The 16245-nt window shown below is 58.4% G+C and carries 11 protein-coding genes, 1 pseudogene and 1 CRISPR repeat array; of the genes and pseudogenes, 9 read left to right on the plus strand and 3 right to left on the minus strand.

The genetic code is table 11. The features are described 5' to 3' along the window. Positions 1–461: pseudogene (locus B0D78_RS12925) on the plus strand (hypothetical protein); the annotation flags it as partial. 215 nt (positions 462–676) lie between these two features. Here B0D78_RS12925 and B0D78_RS11355 read toward each other — a convergent pair. The 3 genes from B0D78_RS11355 to B0D78_RS11360 form a co-directional block, all read right to left on the minus strand. Beyond that, positions 677–2395, minus strand: a complete 1719-nt coding sequence (locus tag B0D78_RS11355) for a phosphodiester glycosidase family protein (RefSeq protein WP_078017064.1) — start codon at positions 2393–2395, stop codon at positions 677–679. Between the two features lie 35 nt (positions 2396–2430). Beyond that, the gene (locus tag B0D78_RS12930; RefSeq protein WP_168170123.1) at positions 2431–2619 is read right to left on the minus strand and encodes a hypothetical protein; all 189 of its coding nucleotides are present in this window, start codon (positions 2617–2619) and stop codon (positions 2431–2433) included. A 628-nt stretch (positions 2620–3247) separates the two neighbouring features. Further along, complete coding sequence (locus B0D78_RS11360; protein WP_240496170.1) at positions 3248–4366, minus strand: putative CRISPR-associated protein; 1119 nt, start codon at positions 4364–4366, stop codon at positions 3248–3250. Positions 4367–4581: 215 nt separating this feature from the next. On the opposite strand from B0D78_RS11360, the gene B0D78_RS11365 reads away from it, so the two are divergent. From B0D78_RS11365 to cmr6, 8 genes are all read left to right on the plus strand, one after another. Then, complete coding sequence (locus tag B0D78_RS11365) at positions 4582–6783, plus strand: HD domain-containing protein (protein WP_078017066.1); 2202 nt, start codon at positions 4582–4584, stop codon at positions 6781–6783. A gap of 269 nt (positions 6784–7052) precedes the next feature. Next, entirely contained in the window at positions 7053–8267 is a 1215-nt protein-coding gene (cmr1, locus tag B0D78_RS11370) for a type III-B CRISPR module RAMP protein Cmr1 (RefSeq protein WP_078017067.1), read from the plus strand. Next, entirely contained in the window at positions 8264–9526 is a 1263-nt protein-coding gene (cas10, locus tag B0D78_RS11375) for a type III-B CRISPR-associated protein Cas10/Cmr2 (protein WP_078017068.1), read from the plus strand. Before cmr1 ends, cas10 begins: the two co-directional genes overlap by 4 nt. Further along, positions 9523–10140, plus strand: coding sequence for a hypothetical protein (locus B0D78_RS11380; protein ID WP_078017069.1), 618 nt, complete (start codon positions 9523–9525; stop codon positions 10138–10140). Before cas10 ends, B0D78_RS11380 begins: the two co-directional genes overlap by 4 nt. Further along, entirely contained in the window at positions 10137–11282 is a 1146-nt protein-coding gene (locus B0D78_RS11385; RefSeq protein WP_078017070.1) for a type III-B CRISPR module-associated Cmr3 family protein, read from the plus strand. The genes B0D78_RS11380 and B0D78_RS11385 overlap by 4 nt, the downstream gene beginning before the upstream one ends. 14 nt (positions 11283–11296) lie before the next feature. Continuing rightward, positions 11297–12217, plus strand: coding sequence for a type III-B CRISPR module RAMP protein Cmr4 (cmr4, locus tag B0D78_RS11390; protein ID WP_078017071.1), 921 nt, complete (start codon positions 11297–11299; stop codon positions 12215–12217). After that, positions 12210–12593 (plus strand): type III-B CRISPR module-associated protein Cmr5, encoded by a 384-nt coding sequence (locus B0D78_RS11395; protein WP_078017072.1) that lies wholly within the window; start codon positions 12210–12212, stop codon positions 12591–12593. The genes cmr4 and B0D78_RS11395 overlap by 8 nt, the downstream gene beginning before the upstream one ends. Next, a complete protein-coding gene (gene cmr6 / locus B0D78_RS11400; protein WP_078017073.1) occupies positions 12590–13693 on the plus strand; it encodes a type III-B CRISPR module RAMP protein Cmr6 in 1104 nt (367 codons plus the stop codon). The genes B0D78_RS11395 and cmr6 overlap by 4 nt, the downstream gene beginning before the upstream one ends. A gap of 526 nt (positions 13694–14219) precedes the next feature. Then, positions 14220–15650: direct repeats of the CRISPR family, unit length 28 nt; unit sequence CAAACCTCCGCTCATGCGGAGATGGACC. Positions 15651–16245: the final 595 nt, after the last annotated feature.

A 16245-nucleotide genomic window follows, 5' to 3' on the forward strand; every position in this document is an offset into this window, starting at 1 on the left:
CCAACGAGGTTTTGCCCAAGCTCATCGCCAGGCACAATCGGAAGTTTGCCGTCACGCCGGCTGAGGGAGAGGACGTTTATGTGAAGCCGGAAGGAAAAGTCGATTTGGATTTTCTCTTTGCGCGTCGCGAATCTCGCAGGACGGATCACGGCGGCATGATCTCCTACGGAGGTCGTCGGTACGTTCCGGCGGCGGACGATTGCCTCGGGATGGCCAAAACGACGGTTGAGGTGCGTGAAACGTCGACCGGGCGGATCTGGGGTGTTTCCAAGGGCAGACGGATCGAGATGAAGGAGGTTGAAAGTCAAAAACGAGTCGACTCCGATGAGGCATCGGCAAAGAAACGGAAAAGCGGGCTTGTGAAAGCGCACAAGCCCGCTCCGGACCACCCATGGCGGCGTGGCGTCGTCAAAAGGCAGGGATATCATAGCACATGTCGGGATAAATGTACGTTCGCGTAGACGTTGTTATGGCGGCACGATGGGGAGTTCTTTCGAGGTGTCTTGCTGTGATGAGAGTGTGATGGGGTGACTTTTTCAATGAGCAGTTATGGTGACTTTTTTATTGGCTATTGACATTGACGACAAAGAAGAGATCGTCGCGTGTCCGGCGCGGGACGTTTTCGCCGGAAAGACGCTGGCGGATCTCCGTTACGCGCGGCGCGCTTCTCCGGGCGCTACTTTTTCAGCACCATCAGGCCGTAGGGCATGCGGCGTTCGCGCCCGTCGCTGACGGCGTTGACGACGTGACCGTCCCACCACATTTCCGACGAGCCGCCGCCGTCGAGATTGAGCAGGGCGGTCAGTCCCAGCTGACGACCGAGCTGTTCGGCCTCGTTCAGGAACAGGCCGCGGCTGTGCCACGACGAGCGGCCGTCGACTACGATCCAGACCATGCGCTTGCCGTCCCAGCCAAGCAGCGTGCGCGGATGGCGCAGCGTGAGGATGCTCAGGCTCAGCATTTCGTCCCAGAACTGGTGCCCGGGCGCGTACAGCAGCGGCCCCGCCTGCACGGCGCTGGCGACGTCGATGGGCGGAGTCTCGCGCCACTGCGTTTCGAGCGCAACGCGGTCGCCTTTCTGCAGCGTGAACCTGGGATCGCGGCTGACGATCAGCCACTCGTCGGGCCCCATGTCGCGGCTGAATTGGAGCGCCGGCACCGCCTCCTGCACCAGTCCGTCGTGCACGCGGGCCACGAAGCCGTTGTTGCCGGCGCGGGCCTCGGACGCGCCCAGCGCGGGCGTGAGGATCGCCGTGGAGCCATAATCGACCTTGGAATTGAGCAGCACGGGCACAAACGGGCCGCCGTTGACCGACAGGCGCATGCGGAATTCGCCGCCGCCGAAGTACATCTTGCCCCGTTTGTCCCATGCCGCCATGGAGCGGTTGTAATAGGGCAGCGTCACCGGCAGTCCGCCGGCGAACAGCGTGCCGATGGGGCCGTTGCCGCCGAAATAGCCGCCGTTCACAGCCGCGAGCGCCTTGTGGGCGGCGGCGATCTCCGACAGCTTGGCGAGCGTTTGGGAACTGACGGCGCGGTTCATGCCGATCACGGCGTCGGCCGGATCAGCCGGCGTGAAAGACGTCCAGAACAGGGCGCTGCTGTCGCCGGACTCCGGCAGGATCACGGCGCTGAATCCCTTGCCGAGGCGAGTCGCCCATTCGTAGGCCTGGCTGCGGTCGGCCACCAACGGCGTGAAAACGCCGTAGCTGAAATCGACTTCCTGCACGCTCAGCGGACAGGCTTCGCTCGTCTTTTTCCGCGCGAAAGCGCTGGCCTGCGCCTCCGTGTCGAAGATGCCCAGCTGCACGCGCCAGCCCTGCGGCGGGCGGCCGACGTTTTCGCGATGGATGCGCAGCGCGCCTTCGGGGCGTTTGATCTCGTGGTCCCAGACCAGACTGGCGCGGCAGCGCCCCGCCCATTCCAGAACTTCGCTCAGCTGCGCCTCGGTGATGCTGTCCCACGGTTTGGAAAACACGCTCCGCGGTGCCGCCGGCCGGACCGACTTGGCCAGCGCTACGTAGCCGGAAATGTAGGCCGGCAGACTTTTATCCTCCGGCGGCAGCGCCCAGGCCGCCGTTTCCGCCTCGTGGCGGAATCCCATGGCCTGAAACGCGAACATCAGCGCTTCGGCGTTCGTGCAGGCGATCTCCGGCGAAAAATCGTCGGCCGGGTAGAGGATCCCCAGCGAAAGCGCCGACAGCAGCGCCGGCCCGTAAGGCGTCGTCTCGTCCACGTCGCCGAAGGTCTTGCCCGTCTTCAGCGGCAGGTCGAGGACCTGCATCAGCTCGCCCAGCACCTTCCCGCGCGGCACCTCCGCGCCGGCCGTCCCCGCGGCCGCGAGCAGCAAAGCCAGAGCCGGAACGGCGATCTTTTTCAACGACATGAATGACATGTTCTCAGTCTCCTTTTTCTAAAACAGATGACGCCTTATTTTATCATCTCCCGGATATTTCGTCGGAACCCGAACGTCGTCAGCGTGGCGGCGAAATACGGCACGTTATATCGACGCGGCATCGCCAGCTTCCAGGCGGCTGAAAACCGGACATGCGGCATGAAAGAGCGAAGAGATTCTTCTGCCTCCGTTATATGAACGCCGCCAACCGTCGGCCGCAGCATAGAGTTCCCCGCCAGCGGACAACCTCCGGGAAACTCCGATACGGAAAAAGTCTCCGGAGCTTCGGCTCCGGAGACTTACACAAAAGAACGTGCCTGATCATCGTTACGTCGCGATGCAGTTTTCCTCCCGATGTCTCTCGTCTCCGCGTAGAAGAAGGTTTGGACTCCGCAGCGGCTCAAGCTGCGGGCAAAAGAGGTCCATCTCCGCGTAAGCGGAGTTTTATCTTCGGTTTGTAAGCTGAAGGATATGATGCCCCGCTTCTTTCGGAGAGTGCTCCCTGGAGAAAGTAAAAAATTCAAGACTCTGTCGGATCGTATTGACGCGTGTCTCTATCTTTGTTTGTTGTTTTGTTTTCGTTGCGGCGGCATGGAACTGCCGATCGCTCTGTTACAGAGAGGAAAAAATAACAGCCACTCTGTGTATTTGTCGTTCGTGTGGGAAGCGTAATATCTGAATATTTCGAAATGGATCTTCTCCGTTGCCTTGCCGCATTTTGAGCTTCAAACTGTCTGCCTCAGCGGGGCTGCAGAGGACGGGAATCTGGTGGCAGTGATTCCTTTTGCCTGCGGAAAGCGCTGTTTCCGTTGGAACTCTTTTTCAGGCGACACGCCCGTCACGGCCGCTGTATCAGTGGCCGATGCCGACGGCGAAGCGGTCGATGACCCATTTTCGACGGTCTTGTTCGTAATGACAGAAGGCGCGCCAGCCGTTTTGCGTGCTCCATATGTTGAATTCGTGCGTGGACGGAGGCTTGGGATTCCCTTTCAGTGCGCGGAAGTCGAGTCTTTGCAGATTTTGTCCCGTTTCCAGACAGGCGCCGAAGTTGTCGATGGCGTCATTCAGCCTTCTTCTTTGCTGCGGATCGAGCTTTTCGGCGTCATTTTTCGCCCCGGGGGAGAACTCGAACGAATCGATCATTGGCGGCTGCAGTTTCTCTTGGTACAGTTCTTTCTTGACCTCGTCGAAGATCACTTTGCCCCATACCGACAGAATACATTGTCCGTCCATGACAGTCAGCATGGTTTCCGGCAGGCCGGCGCACTCTGCGGCGGGCAGATCGCGGTAATTCATGCGGCGTACGACGGCAAGGTGGGTGCGGATCGCCTTTTGGGCCGCGGAGGAGATGTCGAGCGGCAGACGGGGGATGGTGATGATCTCGTGCCCTGATTCAAAAATGTAGAAGATCTCGTCAGCATAGATCATTCCCAGCGTCTGCATGTATCCCTGCAGCGTTTTGAAACCGCCGATCAGGTTGAAAACGATGCGGGAGCCGCTCTCCCGGGCTGCAGACAGCGTGGTGCGGCACCATTCGATGAGGTTGTTGACGCCGCGGTGAAACGATTCGACGGAAGCGGTATTCAGGTCCTCGACTTTTACGACGTCGGCTGCCATTCCGCGTTTTCTGCTCCAGTCGGCGAGGATTCGAGCGGTCAGTTTGCCCTGAAACGTGTCGGTACAGACGAAGTACGCCATGTCTCCGGCGCTGTTCTGCGCTGCGGGACTGGTGCGGCGGTAGTTGAGGAAGCCGTTCAGTTCGGCGGAACAGCGGCATATCCGGGCTTCGTCGCTTTCCCCGAGCAGAGTCTCGCGCCGCGAAGCGGCGATATTTTCAAGCCGGTCGCGCTCCTCCGGGGAATAGTCCTGTTCAAGCTTGTTGGCGTTTTCGCGCAGAAAAATCCGATCGGTCTCCGACGCCCCGTTAGTAAGAATGCTTGTGCCGCAGGTTACCACATAAATTGTTCTCATGAGCACGATCCTTTCGAACGCGATGAAAATTTTTTCTTGAGAAAAGTTTGGACGCATAGTATTATACTAACATATATTAGGTATAACTGCTTAAGATTGAAAAATCACGAAAAAACAACCTTTTGTCTGTTGAAGCGGCGTAACTGTAAAAGTTTTCGACGGCATGAAACGGGCAGTCGTCGGACGGCTGGCTCGTCGAGGAAGAAGGGCAGCGTATGAAGCGCGTTACGGTGATTTGCACGGTGGGAATGTCCGCTGCATTCTGGCTGGACAAGAATCTGAGTGCGGAAAAAAAGGAGCAGGAGGCGAAACGCCTTTGCGACGCTTCTGAGAAAGGCGTCAGGGAACTTATCGGAGGTTCGGCGTCTCCCAAGACGGAGCTTTTGATGAAGATACTGGATTCTTCATCGTTGTCTGGCGAGGAAAAAAAGGCGCTGGACAAACGGGATTTTCGTTTCCCTTCGGCGGAAGTGCAGACGCTGTACCGCTGGCTGCGGCGCATCCTTGAGAGGGATGGCGAAGCTGCGTTCGAGCGGCTGCACGTCCTTCTGCTTCCCTCGGAAACGGCGGTGTCGAAACTGACGGCGCTCTGTGTTCGGGTATTTCTCGAAAGACTGGTCAGACTCTGCTTTAAAGGAAGAATCAAGAAGCTGGTCTGCGAAGAGGGGAAAAAGGGCGAAAAGGGAGGTATACGTCCGGTCGCCATCGACGTTCGGGACAAGGAGAGCTTCAACCAGTCTGTTGTCGATCTCTATCGTGAATTTGACGAATGTCTTGAGAAGAAGGAGAACGGGGAAGAGGTCGTGATCTGTTCCACAGGCGGCTACAAGGCGATTTCCGCGTTTGCCGCCGCATACGCGCAGCTTCATGGGCTGCCTTGTCTGTATACGTTTGAAGATTCTCCCGAGGCGTATGAGCTGATGAGCATGCCGCTGGGATATGCTTACGCCGCGCTGGACGAGGAGATCAATATGCTCAGAGCGCTCGACAGAAACCCGGAGATGATGCAGGCGCCCTCTTTGCCGCAGTGGGTGCGGGATTCTGGGAAAATGGCGGGGGCCCTAATTAAAAGTTATGATGCGATGCGCAAAAGGCCGTTCGGCACGGGGCAGGCTCTGTTCGAGCGGCTGCGGCGCTGCGGCGGCGAAGGCAGGAAATGGGCGGAATATCTCGAAAATCTTTTGGTCTGCAAGTGGGAACACCTGTGGCTGGGCGACCAGATCCCGGAAACGGTCGAGCACAGCCGCCGGCATTCCAAACGTCTGATGGAGTTCACCGTCAATCTGTTTCGCTGCGCGGAAGAACCTCTGAAAAAAGCTGGTTTCGACGACGAGCATCCCGAGATGTTGGCGCTGCTGATCGCGTCGATTTACCTGCATGACATCGGCCACACGGCTCTGACCTACGCGGGGGCCTCGGAGCGCGGATGCGACAAAGATTTTCCGCTCGGCCTGTTTCCCTCGGCGGTGCGCGAGATGCACCATCTGCTGACGGCGTCGCTGCTGCGCGAGGAGCCCGATCGCTATTTCAGACCGGGCGGAGCGCCTGGAAGACCGCTTGACGAGAACGGGGAAAAGCAGGCGTTTCTGGCCCGTTATGTCCCGCTGGTAGCCGAATATCACCGTCATTACACGAAACTGTGCTGCGCCGACGGCACAGCGCAGGCGAATGAGGTCGTTGAACCGGTTGGCGAAACGCTGTGTCCGGACGACTTTAAACAGACGCTGGAACCGCTTGAAGAGAGGCTTGACAAGATTTTGCGCGTGGAGGATTTTCGACATGTCCGGACCGGGGAAACGCGGGATGCGATAATTCAGCGTTTTCTGCGGCTGACGGCGCTGATGCGTATTATCGACGCCTGCGACGTGCAGGCCGACCGCACGGTCAGTCAGGAGTACATGGAAGCGCGGCATCGGCGCACGGAAAACGAAGCGAATTTTGTCGGCCGCCAGCTTGAAGGGTACGCGGATGCGCTGCCTAAGGGTCTGAAAGTCAATGTGCAGAAATTGACGCAGGAAAAAAGCGACGTGGACAGAATGAAATACCTGTGCAAAGAAATTTACAAAGGCGTTTTCCGGACGCTGGGAGGTATGAAAAAAACGGAAGGCTGGCTGGCCGTGCAGCGTGATCCTCAGTCGTTGCGGCGCTTTCTGGCGCTGTCGCTGGCGAACCGTTACGCGTTCAAGCGCGAACAGGCGCTTCATTTCGACAAACACCGTCAGGTGGGCTTTGTGCTGCCGGTGTGGGATTCAGGCGACTGCGTGAGAATCGACATTTACGGCCTGGATGGAAACGCTGAAAACGGCACGCTGCCAGAAATCGAAAAAGACATTCGAAAAGAATATCGAAGCGTCGAGAAACTGCTGAAAGACGTGCTGCGGTTCAAGGCTCACGTTGTCGAGCGAACGGGCTCTTGATCGATGAGCGCCCCAGACGGCAGGCGCGCAGGCAACGCCGCGTCGAGGCGCGGATTCGGCGTGGCGCCTCCGGGGATCAAGCGGAATGCGCATGGTATTTGCGGGAGCATGGACGCGGTGGGCTCAAAAATTTTTAATATGTTAGAGTATATTTGACTTGCTGAAATGAAATACGGCAGGACAAGGTCGAAAGGTGTCGGGCGCAGCGCGCCGTCCGCGGTGTGCGCGGTTGTTTTGTCTGTTTGGGAGGAGGCGGCAGAGTGAGGAGTATGGCGGAAAAACTTGGCGGAGCGCTTCGATTGGGGGCCTTGCCCGCGCGGGAATGCAAGGTTTACGCGTGCAGCGTCATCACGCCCATGTTCGGCGGCGGCGCCAAGGCCGGAGAGGTTGGCAGAGAATTTCCCGTGCGGGCGCCTTCCATACGGGGGCAGCTGCGCTTTTGGTGGCGGTTGCTGCACGGCGTTCGCGGCCTGCGGGGCAACGCGTTGAAAGAAAAGGAATGCGCGCTCTGGGGCGGAGTGTTCGCGGCGTCATCCGACGGGGACAAAGCCGCTTTGCAGCATACCAGCCGCGTCGGAGTGTTCATAAAAGAGGGGGCAGGCCAGTCTGTCGTATTGAAACCGGTGAAGGACGCTCAGTACGCCCTCTTCCCGTTTAGGGATAAATCAGGAGTCCTTCCCGAGTTTAATTTTGATCTGGGCGTCGTCTGCGAGCCGCAGCTGTGCTCCGAGCTCAAGGAACAGTTGGAACGCAGTCTGCGCGCCTGGGCCAATTTCGGCGGCGTCGGCGCGCGCACGCGGCGTGGCTGCGGGGCGGTTTTCTGCCCTGAACTGGCTTTTGAGAACGAAGAAGAAGCGCGCGCTTTGGCCGTCTCGTGCGGACTGCGCGTGTGGACGAAAGAGTGCGACTCCAAGCAAAGCATTGTCGCTTGGAAGGAGGCTGTCGGGTGTTTGCGCGAGTTTAGGCAGGGAAAAGACGTAGGGCGAAACGGGACACGCGGCCGCTCGCGCTGGCCCGAGGCGGACACGATCCGTAAGCTGACGGGCCAGCGCGATCCCAGACATGAGGCTGTTTATCCACCGGATCATCCGTACGGTTTCCCCCGCGCGGTCTTCGGCATGCCGATCGGCTTTAGATTTAAGACGTCGGGCGATCCGAAGTCGTGCCAGCAGCTGCTCCCTGTCGGTGCGCAGCGCATGAGCAGCCCGGTGATTCTGCGTCCGCTGCGCTTGAAGGATGGCCGTGTTCTGAGCATGGCTGTCTTTCTGCCCGAACCGGATCTTTCCTGTGGTCTGAGGTTGAGCGGAAACAAACTTGGGGGAAGACTGAATAAACTGGATAAAGAATGCAGCGACTACCAGGGGGCAAAGTTCGCGAATTACAAGGGTTCTCCGATGGAAAATCGTTCCAGCACCGGCAACGCGTTGGAGGCGTTCCGCGCCTATTTAAGAGAAAAAGGTTTTAAGGAGGTGACGGGGAAGTGAGCGAACGGAACTATTTACTGCAGATCGCCATCGGCCCCGTGCAGGATTTTATCGCCGCCGCGCGCCGCACGCACGACCTCTGGATGGGGTCGCGGATGCTTTCCGAGCTGAGCAAGGCCGTGGCCTGCTGCGTGAGGGATCTGGGCGGATCTCTGATTTTTCCCGACGCTGTGCAAGACTCGTCCTTGTCGGACGGCATCGCCAACGTGATCCTTGCCAAAGTGACTGCCGCCGACGCCGAGGAACTGGGGCGCATCAAAAACGAGGCAAAGAAGGCCGCGGAGGCGCGGCTGGCTGAGTACGGGCGCGAAGCGCTCGACACGCCGCTTGGCAAAGAGGGCGGAAAAGTCGGAGATCTCGTCGTCATGGAGCGCTGGAACGGGCAGCTGGACGATATTATCGAATTTTACTGCGTCTGGACGCCTCTCGACGGACGTCCGTACGACGAAGCACGCAGAACCGCGGCCAAACTTCTGGCCGCGCGCAAGAACATCCGTGACTTTAGCCCTTCCCCGTGCGCGGATCGCGTGGCCAAAAGCTCGCTGGACGGACTGCGCGAGAGCGTGTTCAAAGATGGCAAGAGTCTTTCCGACGCGCAGCAGCGCGCCATGACCCGCACGCTGCGCCTCAAGCGGAACGAGGCGCTCGACGCCATCGGCGTGATCAAGCGCATCTCCGACGCGAAGAATTTTCCTCCTGTTTCCCGCGTTGCCGTCGATCCCTGGGTGCGCGGCGTGTTTGCCGCGGCTGGCAAGATGAAAGAAGCGGACCGCAAGACGATCCTCGAGGCATGCGAGGAACTGAATTTGTGCGGCGTTCTCTCCGCGGTGGGGGCGGATTTTTACGAGAAATTCCCTTACGGCGGCGAAGCGCTGATGCGCGGACGCTATGCCGGCATGAAAAAGGATGCCGAAAACGAAGGGAAGGACGTAGCTGAGAGAGTTGCGGAGCAGTGCCGTAAAATTGTCGGCGTGCTGTCGAAACTGAAGCCCTGCGACCGCCCCTGCGAGCCGTATCTTGCCGTGCTCAGCGCCGACGGAGACCGCATGGGAGCGATTCTGGACAACATGAAAGACGCCGAATCGCACCGTTGCTTTTCAAAAAAGCTTGCCGATTTTGCCTGTCGGGCCAGAAACGTCATCAAGGGACATTACGGCGTTACCGTTTACACCGGAGGAGATGACGTGCTTGCCTTCCTGCCGTTGGATACCGCTCTTGACTGCGCCAGGGAACTGCGGTCCGAATTCGGCATATCATGAGTTCCGACGTTCCTTTCGGCTGCCGGCCGACGCTTTCCATCGGCGTTTCCATCGCTCATGCTCTGGAAGATCTGGAGTTGCTGCTCAAGTTTGCCCGCCGCGCCGAGAGCGACGCCAAGAACGGGCTCCACGGCGAAGCCGCCGTCGGCAGGGATCGGAACGGACTGGCCGTTGCCGTCCGCGCTCGCGGCAACATTGCCGTAACGGTGCGCGAGCAGTGGCCCGCTGCCAGCGAAAACGACGGACGAGAGAAGCCTTTGGTTCAGCGTTCTCTGGCCGAACGGCTTGACTGGTGGGGCGACCGCTTTGCCGGAGGCGAGATTCCCGATAAGTTCCCGCACGAACTGCTCGAGACGGCCCGCTTTTACGAGAACTGGGACGACAGAGAGTCGCTGGCCGAAGCTGTGAAAGCCGACGTCATGCGCATTTTCGCGCGCAAGGACACGGACCTTTCCGCCGAAAACGAGGCGGAAATCGCCCGCTACATCGGACGCAAGCTCGGGGATGGCGCGGGGGTCAAAGAACTCGCCGATGAGCTTGTCGTCGGCCAGTGGATTGCGTTTGCCCGCCGCTATACGCGGAAGCCGACTCCGCAGAAGGAGGCCGAACGATGAAATACCGGATGATTCCCATCGAGCCGCTGATTGCTCGCGATGCGCGCACCTTCGGCTCCGGAGGCGGCGGCGCGCGCGTCCGTTCCCTTGACTGGCTGACGCAGACGGTGGCCGCCGGTTCCGTGCGCACCGCGCTCTGGAAGCTGACCGGGGAGACTCCGTCATATCTGCGCTCGATCGCTGTGCGCGGTCCGTTTCCCGAGATCGGTGGCAAATTTTATTTTCCCCGGCCTCTGGATTTCGTCCAGACTCAGGAAGGCAAGCCGTACCAGCTCCTTCCTGCGGAGTTAGAAGACGAGCAGTCTGCGGACATGCCGCTTGAAGGGCTTTTGCTGCCGTCGCCCGATACCGAGGAAAACTTCAAGCCCCAAAAACGGGGCGGATACTGGTCGCTGGATCTTTACGCCCGCTGGCTGTGCGAGGGAAAAAGAGGACTGACGGAGCGCTACGGGCGCGACGGGCGCGTTGATTTCGGCGACGACTGGCTCGACGACATTCCCAAGGACGAACGTACTCACGTCAGCATCGCGCCGGAAACGGGCGCTGCCGGCGACGGGAAGATCTTTTCTTCCACGGGACTCGATTTCGTGCACCGGACGGCGGAGAGAACATACGCCTCCATTGCGGCGGCACTGGAGATCGACGAACGAGCGGCCCGCTTGCTTGGAGATTTTACCGCTCCCGTCGGCGGGATGCGTCGTCTTGCCGATTTTCGGCAGACAGATGACGACGCGGCATGGCGCTGCCCCCCCTGCCTGGACTGTCTGCGCGGTGGTGACCGGATCCGCATGATCTTGGCGACGCCGGCGCTGTTTGCGAACGGCTGGTATCCCGGCTGGATCGGCGGGGATAAGACCCCGCCTCGCGAAGGAATTTTGCCTGGTACGGATGTGCGGGTGCGGCTGGTATCCGCCGTTGTCGGTCGCTGGCAGCCTCTTTCCGGCTGGTGTCACGAAAAGGGCAGAACCGGCCCCAAGCCCATGCGGCGCATGGTCCCGGCCGGCAGCGTCTATTTTTTCGAAGTTGTTGCGGGGAACTTTGTCCCTGATCGGGTCTGGCTCCGTTCCGTCTGCGACGAGCCGCAGGATCGGCTCGACGGATTCGGCCTGGCGTTGTGGGGCGGCTGGCGAGAACATAAATAGGGGAGAGGACGAACATGGGAGAAAAAACTTTCGTTGAAAAAAGTTATTGGCTTCATGCGCTCAGCCCGATTCATATCGGCGCGGGACGCGGACTTGGCTATATCGATCTGCCGGTCGTGCGCGAGAAGGTGACCAACTGGCCCTATATCCCCGGCAGCAGCGTCAAAGGCGTGATTGCCGCCCATCACAACGTTTCCAACAATTCGGAAAAACGAGAAGGCGATGCCAGGATCGCTTTCGGCGCGACGGGCGATGATTGCAGCAATTCCGGTTCGCTCGTCTTCACTGACGCGCATATCCTCTGCCTGCCCGTGCGCAGCTTTTACGGCACCTTCGCCTGGATAACGTCGCCCTTCTGCCTGGAGCGCTGTGCCCGCGACGTCAAAGAGCGCTCCGCGCCGCCCGTGATTCTTCCTGACGAATTTCAGGCTTTTACGGCTCAAGACACGGCGCTTACCAAAGAGCCGGGCGGGAAGATGTATCTTGAAGAGCTTGACCTTGCCTCGGCTTTTAACGAAAACGCCGAAAACTGGGCGGAAAAAATCGCCCAGACACTGTTCGGCGATGACGAAGGCTGGAAAAAAACTTTTAAAGCGCGCTTCGCCGTCGTCCACGACGACATCTTTACCTTCCTGTGCGAAGCCGGGACGGAAGTGACGCCGCACATCAAGGTCGACCAGGAAACCGGCGCGGCTGCCGACGGGGCGCTGTGGTATGAGGAAACGCTGCCGGTCGAGACGCTCCTTGTCGGCCGGGTCTGGTGCGATAAAATTTACGGCGCGCCGGAGGACGAAACGCCCACGAGCGGGGAGCTTTTAAAGCAATTCTGCGGTTCCGAGCTCTCCCTGCAGCTGGGCGGCAAAGCGACTACCGGCAAGGGGCACGTCCGCTGCCTGTTCAAGGACATCGAAAAGGCCGGTGAGCTTCATGAGTGAAAAAGATGAAGTTATGCTGACCAACGGGCAAAAAATGGCGCGGGCCGCTTTTACCGCCGTGAAAAAAGTTTGCGCAGGCGGGAAATATGAAGACTATAAACGCTTTGCCCTTTCGTTCCCGTGCTTGATCCACAGCTGCGGCCTCGTCCAGGCGGCGACGTTTGCCGACGCGAAGGGACAGACCAAGTACCTTGAAGGTTTGCAGGAAGTTTTGCAAAACGTCGAAACGGGATGTTCCGACGACTTGGTCGCGAGCGCCAGAGAAGCCGATTTGAAGGAGTACATGCGTCTGAGCCGCCGGGCATTGGAAGCTGCCGCCTGGATCAAACGCTGCTGCGAAAGCCTTGACGGCGCGGAAAACGGAGGCCCCCGATGAACAGTTGCCGAAAAGCGCTTGATTGCTTGTGCAAGGATGACGGCGCTTCAAATGCTTCGCTGGTCATGGAGCGTTTTCTGGCAGAAATAGAAGACGCGAGCAAAGATGCCCGCGGCGGGGATAGCGCGATCATGGCTCGTACGAGGCTTTACGAGCAGATGAAAAAGGCGCTGAAATGTGCGAAAGACGTTTATGAAACGTCCTATCGGCGGCGTGAAAACGCCTTTAAGGCCGCTGGAGCTATGCTGCTCGAGTTCCGCACGACGGCGCCTCTGGCCGTCGGCCTGGGCGGAAAAAACGTGTTGGAAAACGGACTTTCCCTGGAACACACGTATGGCGTTCCCATCATTCCCGCCAGCTCTCTGAAGGGCGTTCTTGCCGCTTACTGCGCCGAGGCGCTGAAAAACGCTGCGCCCGGCGGGGAGGCCGCCGCCGCGTGGCTCGAAAACAGCAAAGTTATCTTCGGAAGCGCCGCCGCGGACGGAGCGTCGGCGAAGGGATACGTGCGCTTTCACGACGCCTGGATCACCCCCGAGAGCCTTGAAAACTGTCTTCACGACGACGTCGTCACGTGCCATCACAGCGGCTATTACAGCAAGCAAGAGCCTGCTGTCCCCAGCGATTTTGACGACCCCGTTCCCGTCAGCTTCGTTTCCGTCAGAGGTACGTTTCTGGTCGGTTGCGACTGCGAAGAACCCGACGCCGGCAGGAAAAAAGACCTTCTGGCGGGAATCGAGAAACTGTTCGAGCATGTCTTGGGCGAACGCGGCGTTGGCGCGAAGCGCAGTTCCGGATACGGACGGCTGAACCGTCAGCAGTCAGCGCAGGAAGCAAGCCGGGAGACTCTGCGGGAAATGGCCCGAAAGGGCGGCATGAGGTATATCGAGGGCGACATCGTTGAAGCAATGTGCTGCGGTTCCCGTAAAGTCAAAGGGAAGATTAAGCCTCGATATAAACTTGTCGACGAAGACAGCGCGCAGAACGTCAGCTTTTCTCCGGGAATTCCCCACGCTCGTGAGGGGGAAACTTTTCGGGCTGAAGTCATCGCGTGTGATCTCGAAAAAAAGATTTACACCCTGAAGCTCATCGAAGAACCATAATTTCTTCTATTGGCGCGAAGGAGTTTGACATCCGTATCTCTGCCGATGGACAGCGCGTTTTTTGCCCGCACTGCAAACATGTTGTTTCCGTCGTAAGAGCGGAGCTCCTTGAGACTCGTTGGCGTTAAAAATATAGGCTTGCCTTGACGGCGAAATGTTATGCGAGAATCGTACGTGGATAGTTGATGAACGCCGTCACGCGTTTGGAAGAAGAAATGGATGACGACAGCTCTAAGTGCAGACGGCCCGTCTTGTAGAAAGAATAGTTGCCCAAATTATGCGGCGGAACATTCAGATAATTTCAGGGCCAGACGACACAGATAACACACAGTGTCTGTCGATATGAACATCGTGTTTCCGAAGGAAGCCCTCCGATGTGCTTTGCGCAAACAGCGCTGCACTTTTTATATATGTGGTGAATGCTGTTGCTGTCCATGGTGCAGATCTGTGCCCTATCGTACGGCGACCAGGAAATTCCTTGGGAACTGCGTTGAAGAGATAAGTTGAACATGATACACACTGAAGACAAACCTCCGCTCATGCGGAGATGGACCAGACGCTCACAATAAGGCGCACTCCGTCGAAAGCAAACCTCCGCTCATGCGGAGATGGACCCTATGAATACCACCGCTTCACCGGCATGACGCCCAAACCTCCGCTCATGCGGAGATGGACCTTTGATCGATTATCTGCAGCGGCAGGGGCTCTGCAAACCTCCGCTCATGCGGAGATGGACCGTCATGGCAGGGCGTGCCCAACACGCGGCGCCGCAAACCTCCGCTCATGCGGAGATGGACCGATAATGCGGTTCTTGGCGTCCAGTTCGATATCCAAACCTCCGCTCATGCGGAGATGGACCACCTGTCCGATCGTCAGCTCTTCCAGTTCGCTGCAAACCTCCGCTCATGCGGAGATGGACCTAGTCAGAAAAAAAGACAGTTGCCAGCGTTCGGCAAACCTCCGCTCATGCGGAGATGGACCCACCGACCGCACCACGGAGCACGTCCTCATGGCCAAACCTCCGCTCATGCGGAGATGGACCTGATGTAATCGCCCGGACAAACGACGTGACCGCCAAACCTCCGCTCATGCGGAGATGGACCTGCCAAAGATGTTGCGACGACGCTCTCCAACGTCAAACCTCCGCTCATGCGGAGATGGACCCTGCTGGCCGAGGGCAAACCGCTGCCGGCGAAGCAAACCTCCGCTCATGCGGAGATGGACCTTTTAGAGCGATTGGTGAGCGAATTGTGAATAGCAAACCTCCGCTCATGCGGAGATGGACCCCACAAAGCCCCTTCGCCTCGCGGCGAGGGGGCCAAACCTCCGCTCATGCGGAGATGGACCTCCGGCCGCGGCAATGCCCACGATCGCTGCCAGCAAACCTCCGCTCATGCGGAGATGGACCCAGCGGTTACCGCGAATGCCATATCAAACAGGACAAACCTCCGCTCATGCGGAGATGGACCCAGCGCGGTTACGAGGCGCTGCGCGGGCTACGGCAAACCTCCGCTCACGCGGAGATGGACCTATGGCAAAAGCAAAAAGAGGCGATAGAAAGCGCAAACCTCCGCTCATGCGGAGATGGACCTGTATCTGGATCGATCTTGTTGATGCACAAATGCAAACCTCCGCTCACGCGGAGATGGACCCATCAACGCCCAAAGCCCGGCGGACGTGAAGACCAAACCTTCGCTCATGCGGAGATGGACCCGTGACGCTTCGGTACAGGGGGCGCATCGCGGCCAAACCTCCGCTCATGCGGAGATGGACCTGAGCGAGCTTGAAAAAGCGCAGGCCGCTCTGGCAAACCTCCGCTCATGCGGAGATGGACCTCCAGTTGATGTTGTTTTCGGAGGCTTCCCGTGCAAAACTCCGCTCACGCGGAGATGGACCTTGCCGTTTTCTTCCGCGTTTGTCCTTGATGTACAAACCTCCGCTCACGCGGAGATGGGCTCCTAAAAGCGACGGCCGCACGTGCGGCCTAACCCTTTGCACATATCCGCCAGTGGTCGTAAGCTATGACTCATCCTTGAACGTTGACGTTGGCACAGATGCCCCTGGCAACGGAAGTGGATCCGCAACCGGGGGCAATTATCACAAGCTCATTTTTGTGAACTTCTCGCTGATGTCTGACGTTCAGGGCTGAAATAATCAATTCATAACCGTCGATGAAGCAAATTAGATGATAATCTCTGATTCGATGCCGTTATTGTCCTTTGCAATTGCCTGCAGGCTCTTTCCCATGGATCCTTAGGTCTCCGCATTCAACAAGTTTTTTTGATCCATGACCTGATCATGAGCTGCATATATTTGTCGAGTTTTTAACTCCCGGTCGAATTGGGGAATTGTTTAGACGTCGTATCTCATAAAATTGACTTCTTTCCAGAGCCTCTGATCGGCCGACTCTTTTTGCCGCTTTTTATGTATTCATCGTAAGCATCTTTGACGACGGTAATATCGTATTCCTCGATGCGGTCAAACAGGGCCCTTTTAACCTGGATTCCCGAAACACCACCCTAGGAGTTCATCGTTAACTCAACTTTCTGGTT

Origin of the sequence: Pyramidobacter sp. C12-8, assembly GCF_002007215.1 — a bacterium.
Classification (GTDB): Bacteria; Synergistota; Synergistia; order Synergistales; family Dethiosulfovibrionaceae; genus Pyramidobacter.

Bases quoted from the DNA above. Each gene is read 5' to 3' on its own strand.
- B0D78_RS11380 (WP_078017069.1), top strand. From the start codon at position 9,523: ATGAGTTCCGACGTTCCTTTCGGCTGCCGGCCGACGCTTTCCATCGGC.
- B0D78_RS11385 (WP_078017070.1), top strand. From the start codon at position 10,137: ATGAAATACCGGATGATTCCCATCGAGCCGCTGATTGCTCGCGATGCG.
- B0D78_RS11395 (WP_078017072.1), top strand. From the start codon at position 12,210: ATGAGTGAAAAAGATGAAGTTATGCTGACCAACGGGCAAAAAATGGCG.
- cmr6 (WP_078017073.1), top strand. From the start codon at position 12,590: ATGAACAGTTGCCGAAAAGCGCTTGATTGCTTGTGCAAGGATGACGGC.
- B0D78_RS11355 (WP_078017064.1), bottom strand. From the start codon at position 2,395: ATGTCATTCATGTCGTTGAAAAAGATCGCCGTTCCGGCTCTGGCTTTG.
- cmr4 (WP_078017071.1), top strand. From the start codon at position 11,297: ATGGGAGAAAAAACTTTCGTTGAAAAAAGTTATTGGCTTCATGCGCTC.
- B0D78_RS11360 (WP_240496170.1), bottom strand. From the start codon at position 4,366: ATGAGAACAATTTATGTGGTAACCTGCGGCACAAGCATTCTTACTAAC.
- cmr1 (WP_078017067.1), top strand. From the start codon at position 7,053: ATGGCGGAAAAACTTGGCGGAGCGCTTCGATTGGGGGCCTTGCCCGCG.
- B0D78_RS11365 (WP_078017066.1), top strand. From the start codon at position 4,582: ATGAAGCGCGTTACGGTGATTTGCACGGTGGGAATGTCCGCTGCATTC.
- B0D78_RS12930 (WP_168170123.1), bottom strand. From the start codon at position 2,619: ATGCTGCGGCCGACGGTTGGCGGCGTTCATATAACGGAGGCAGAAGAA.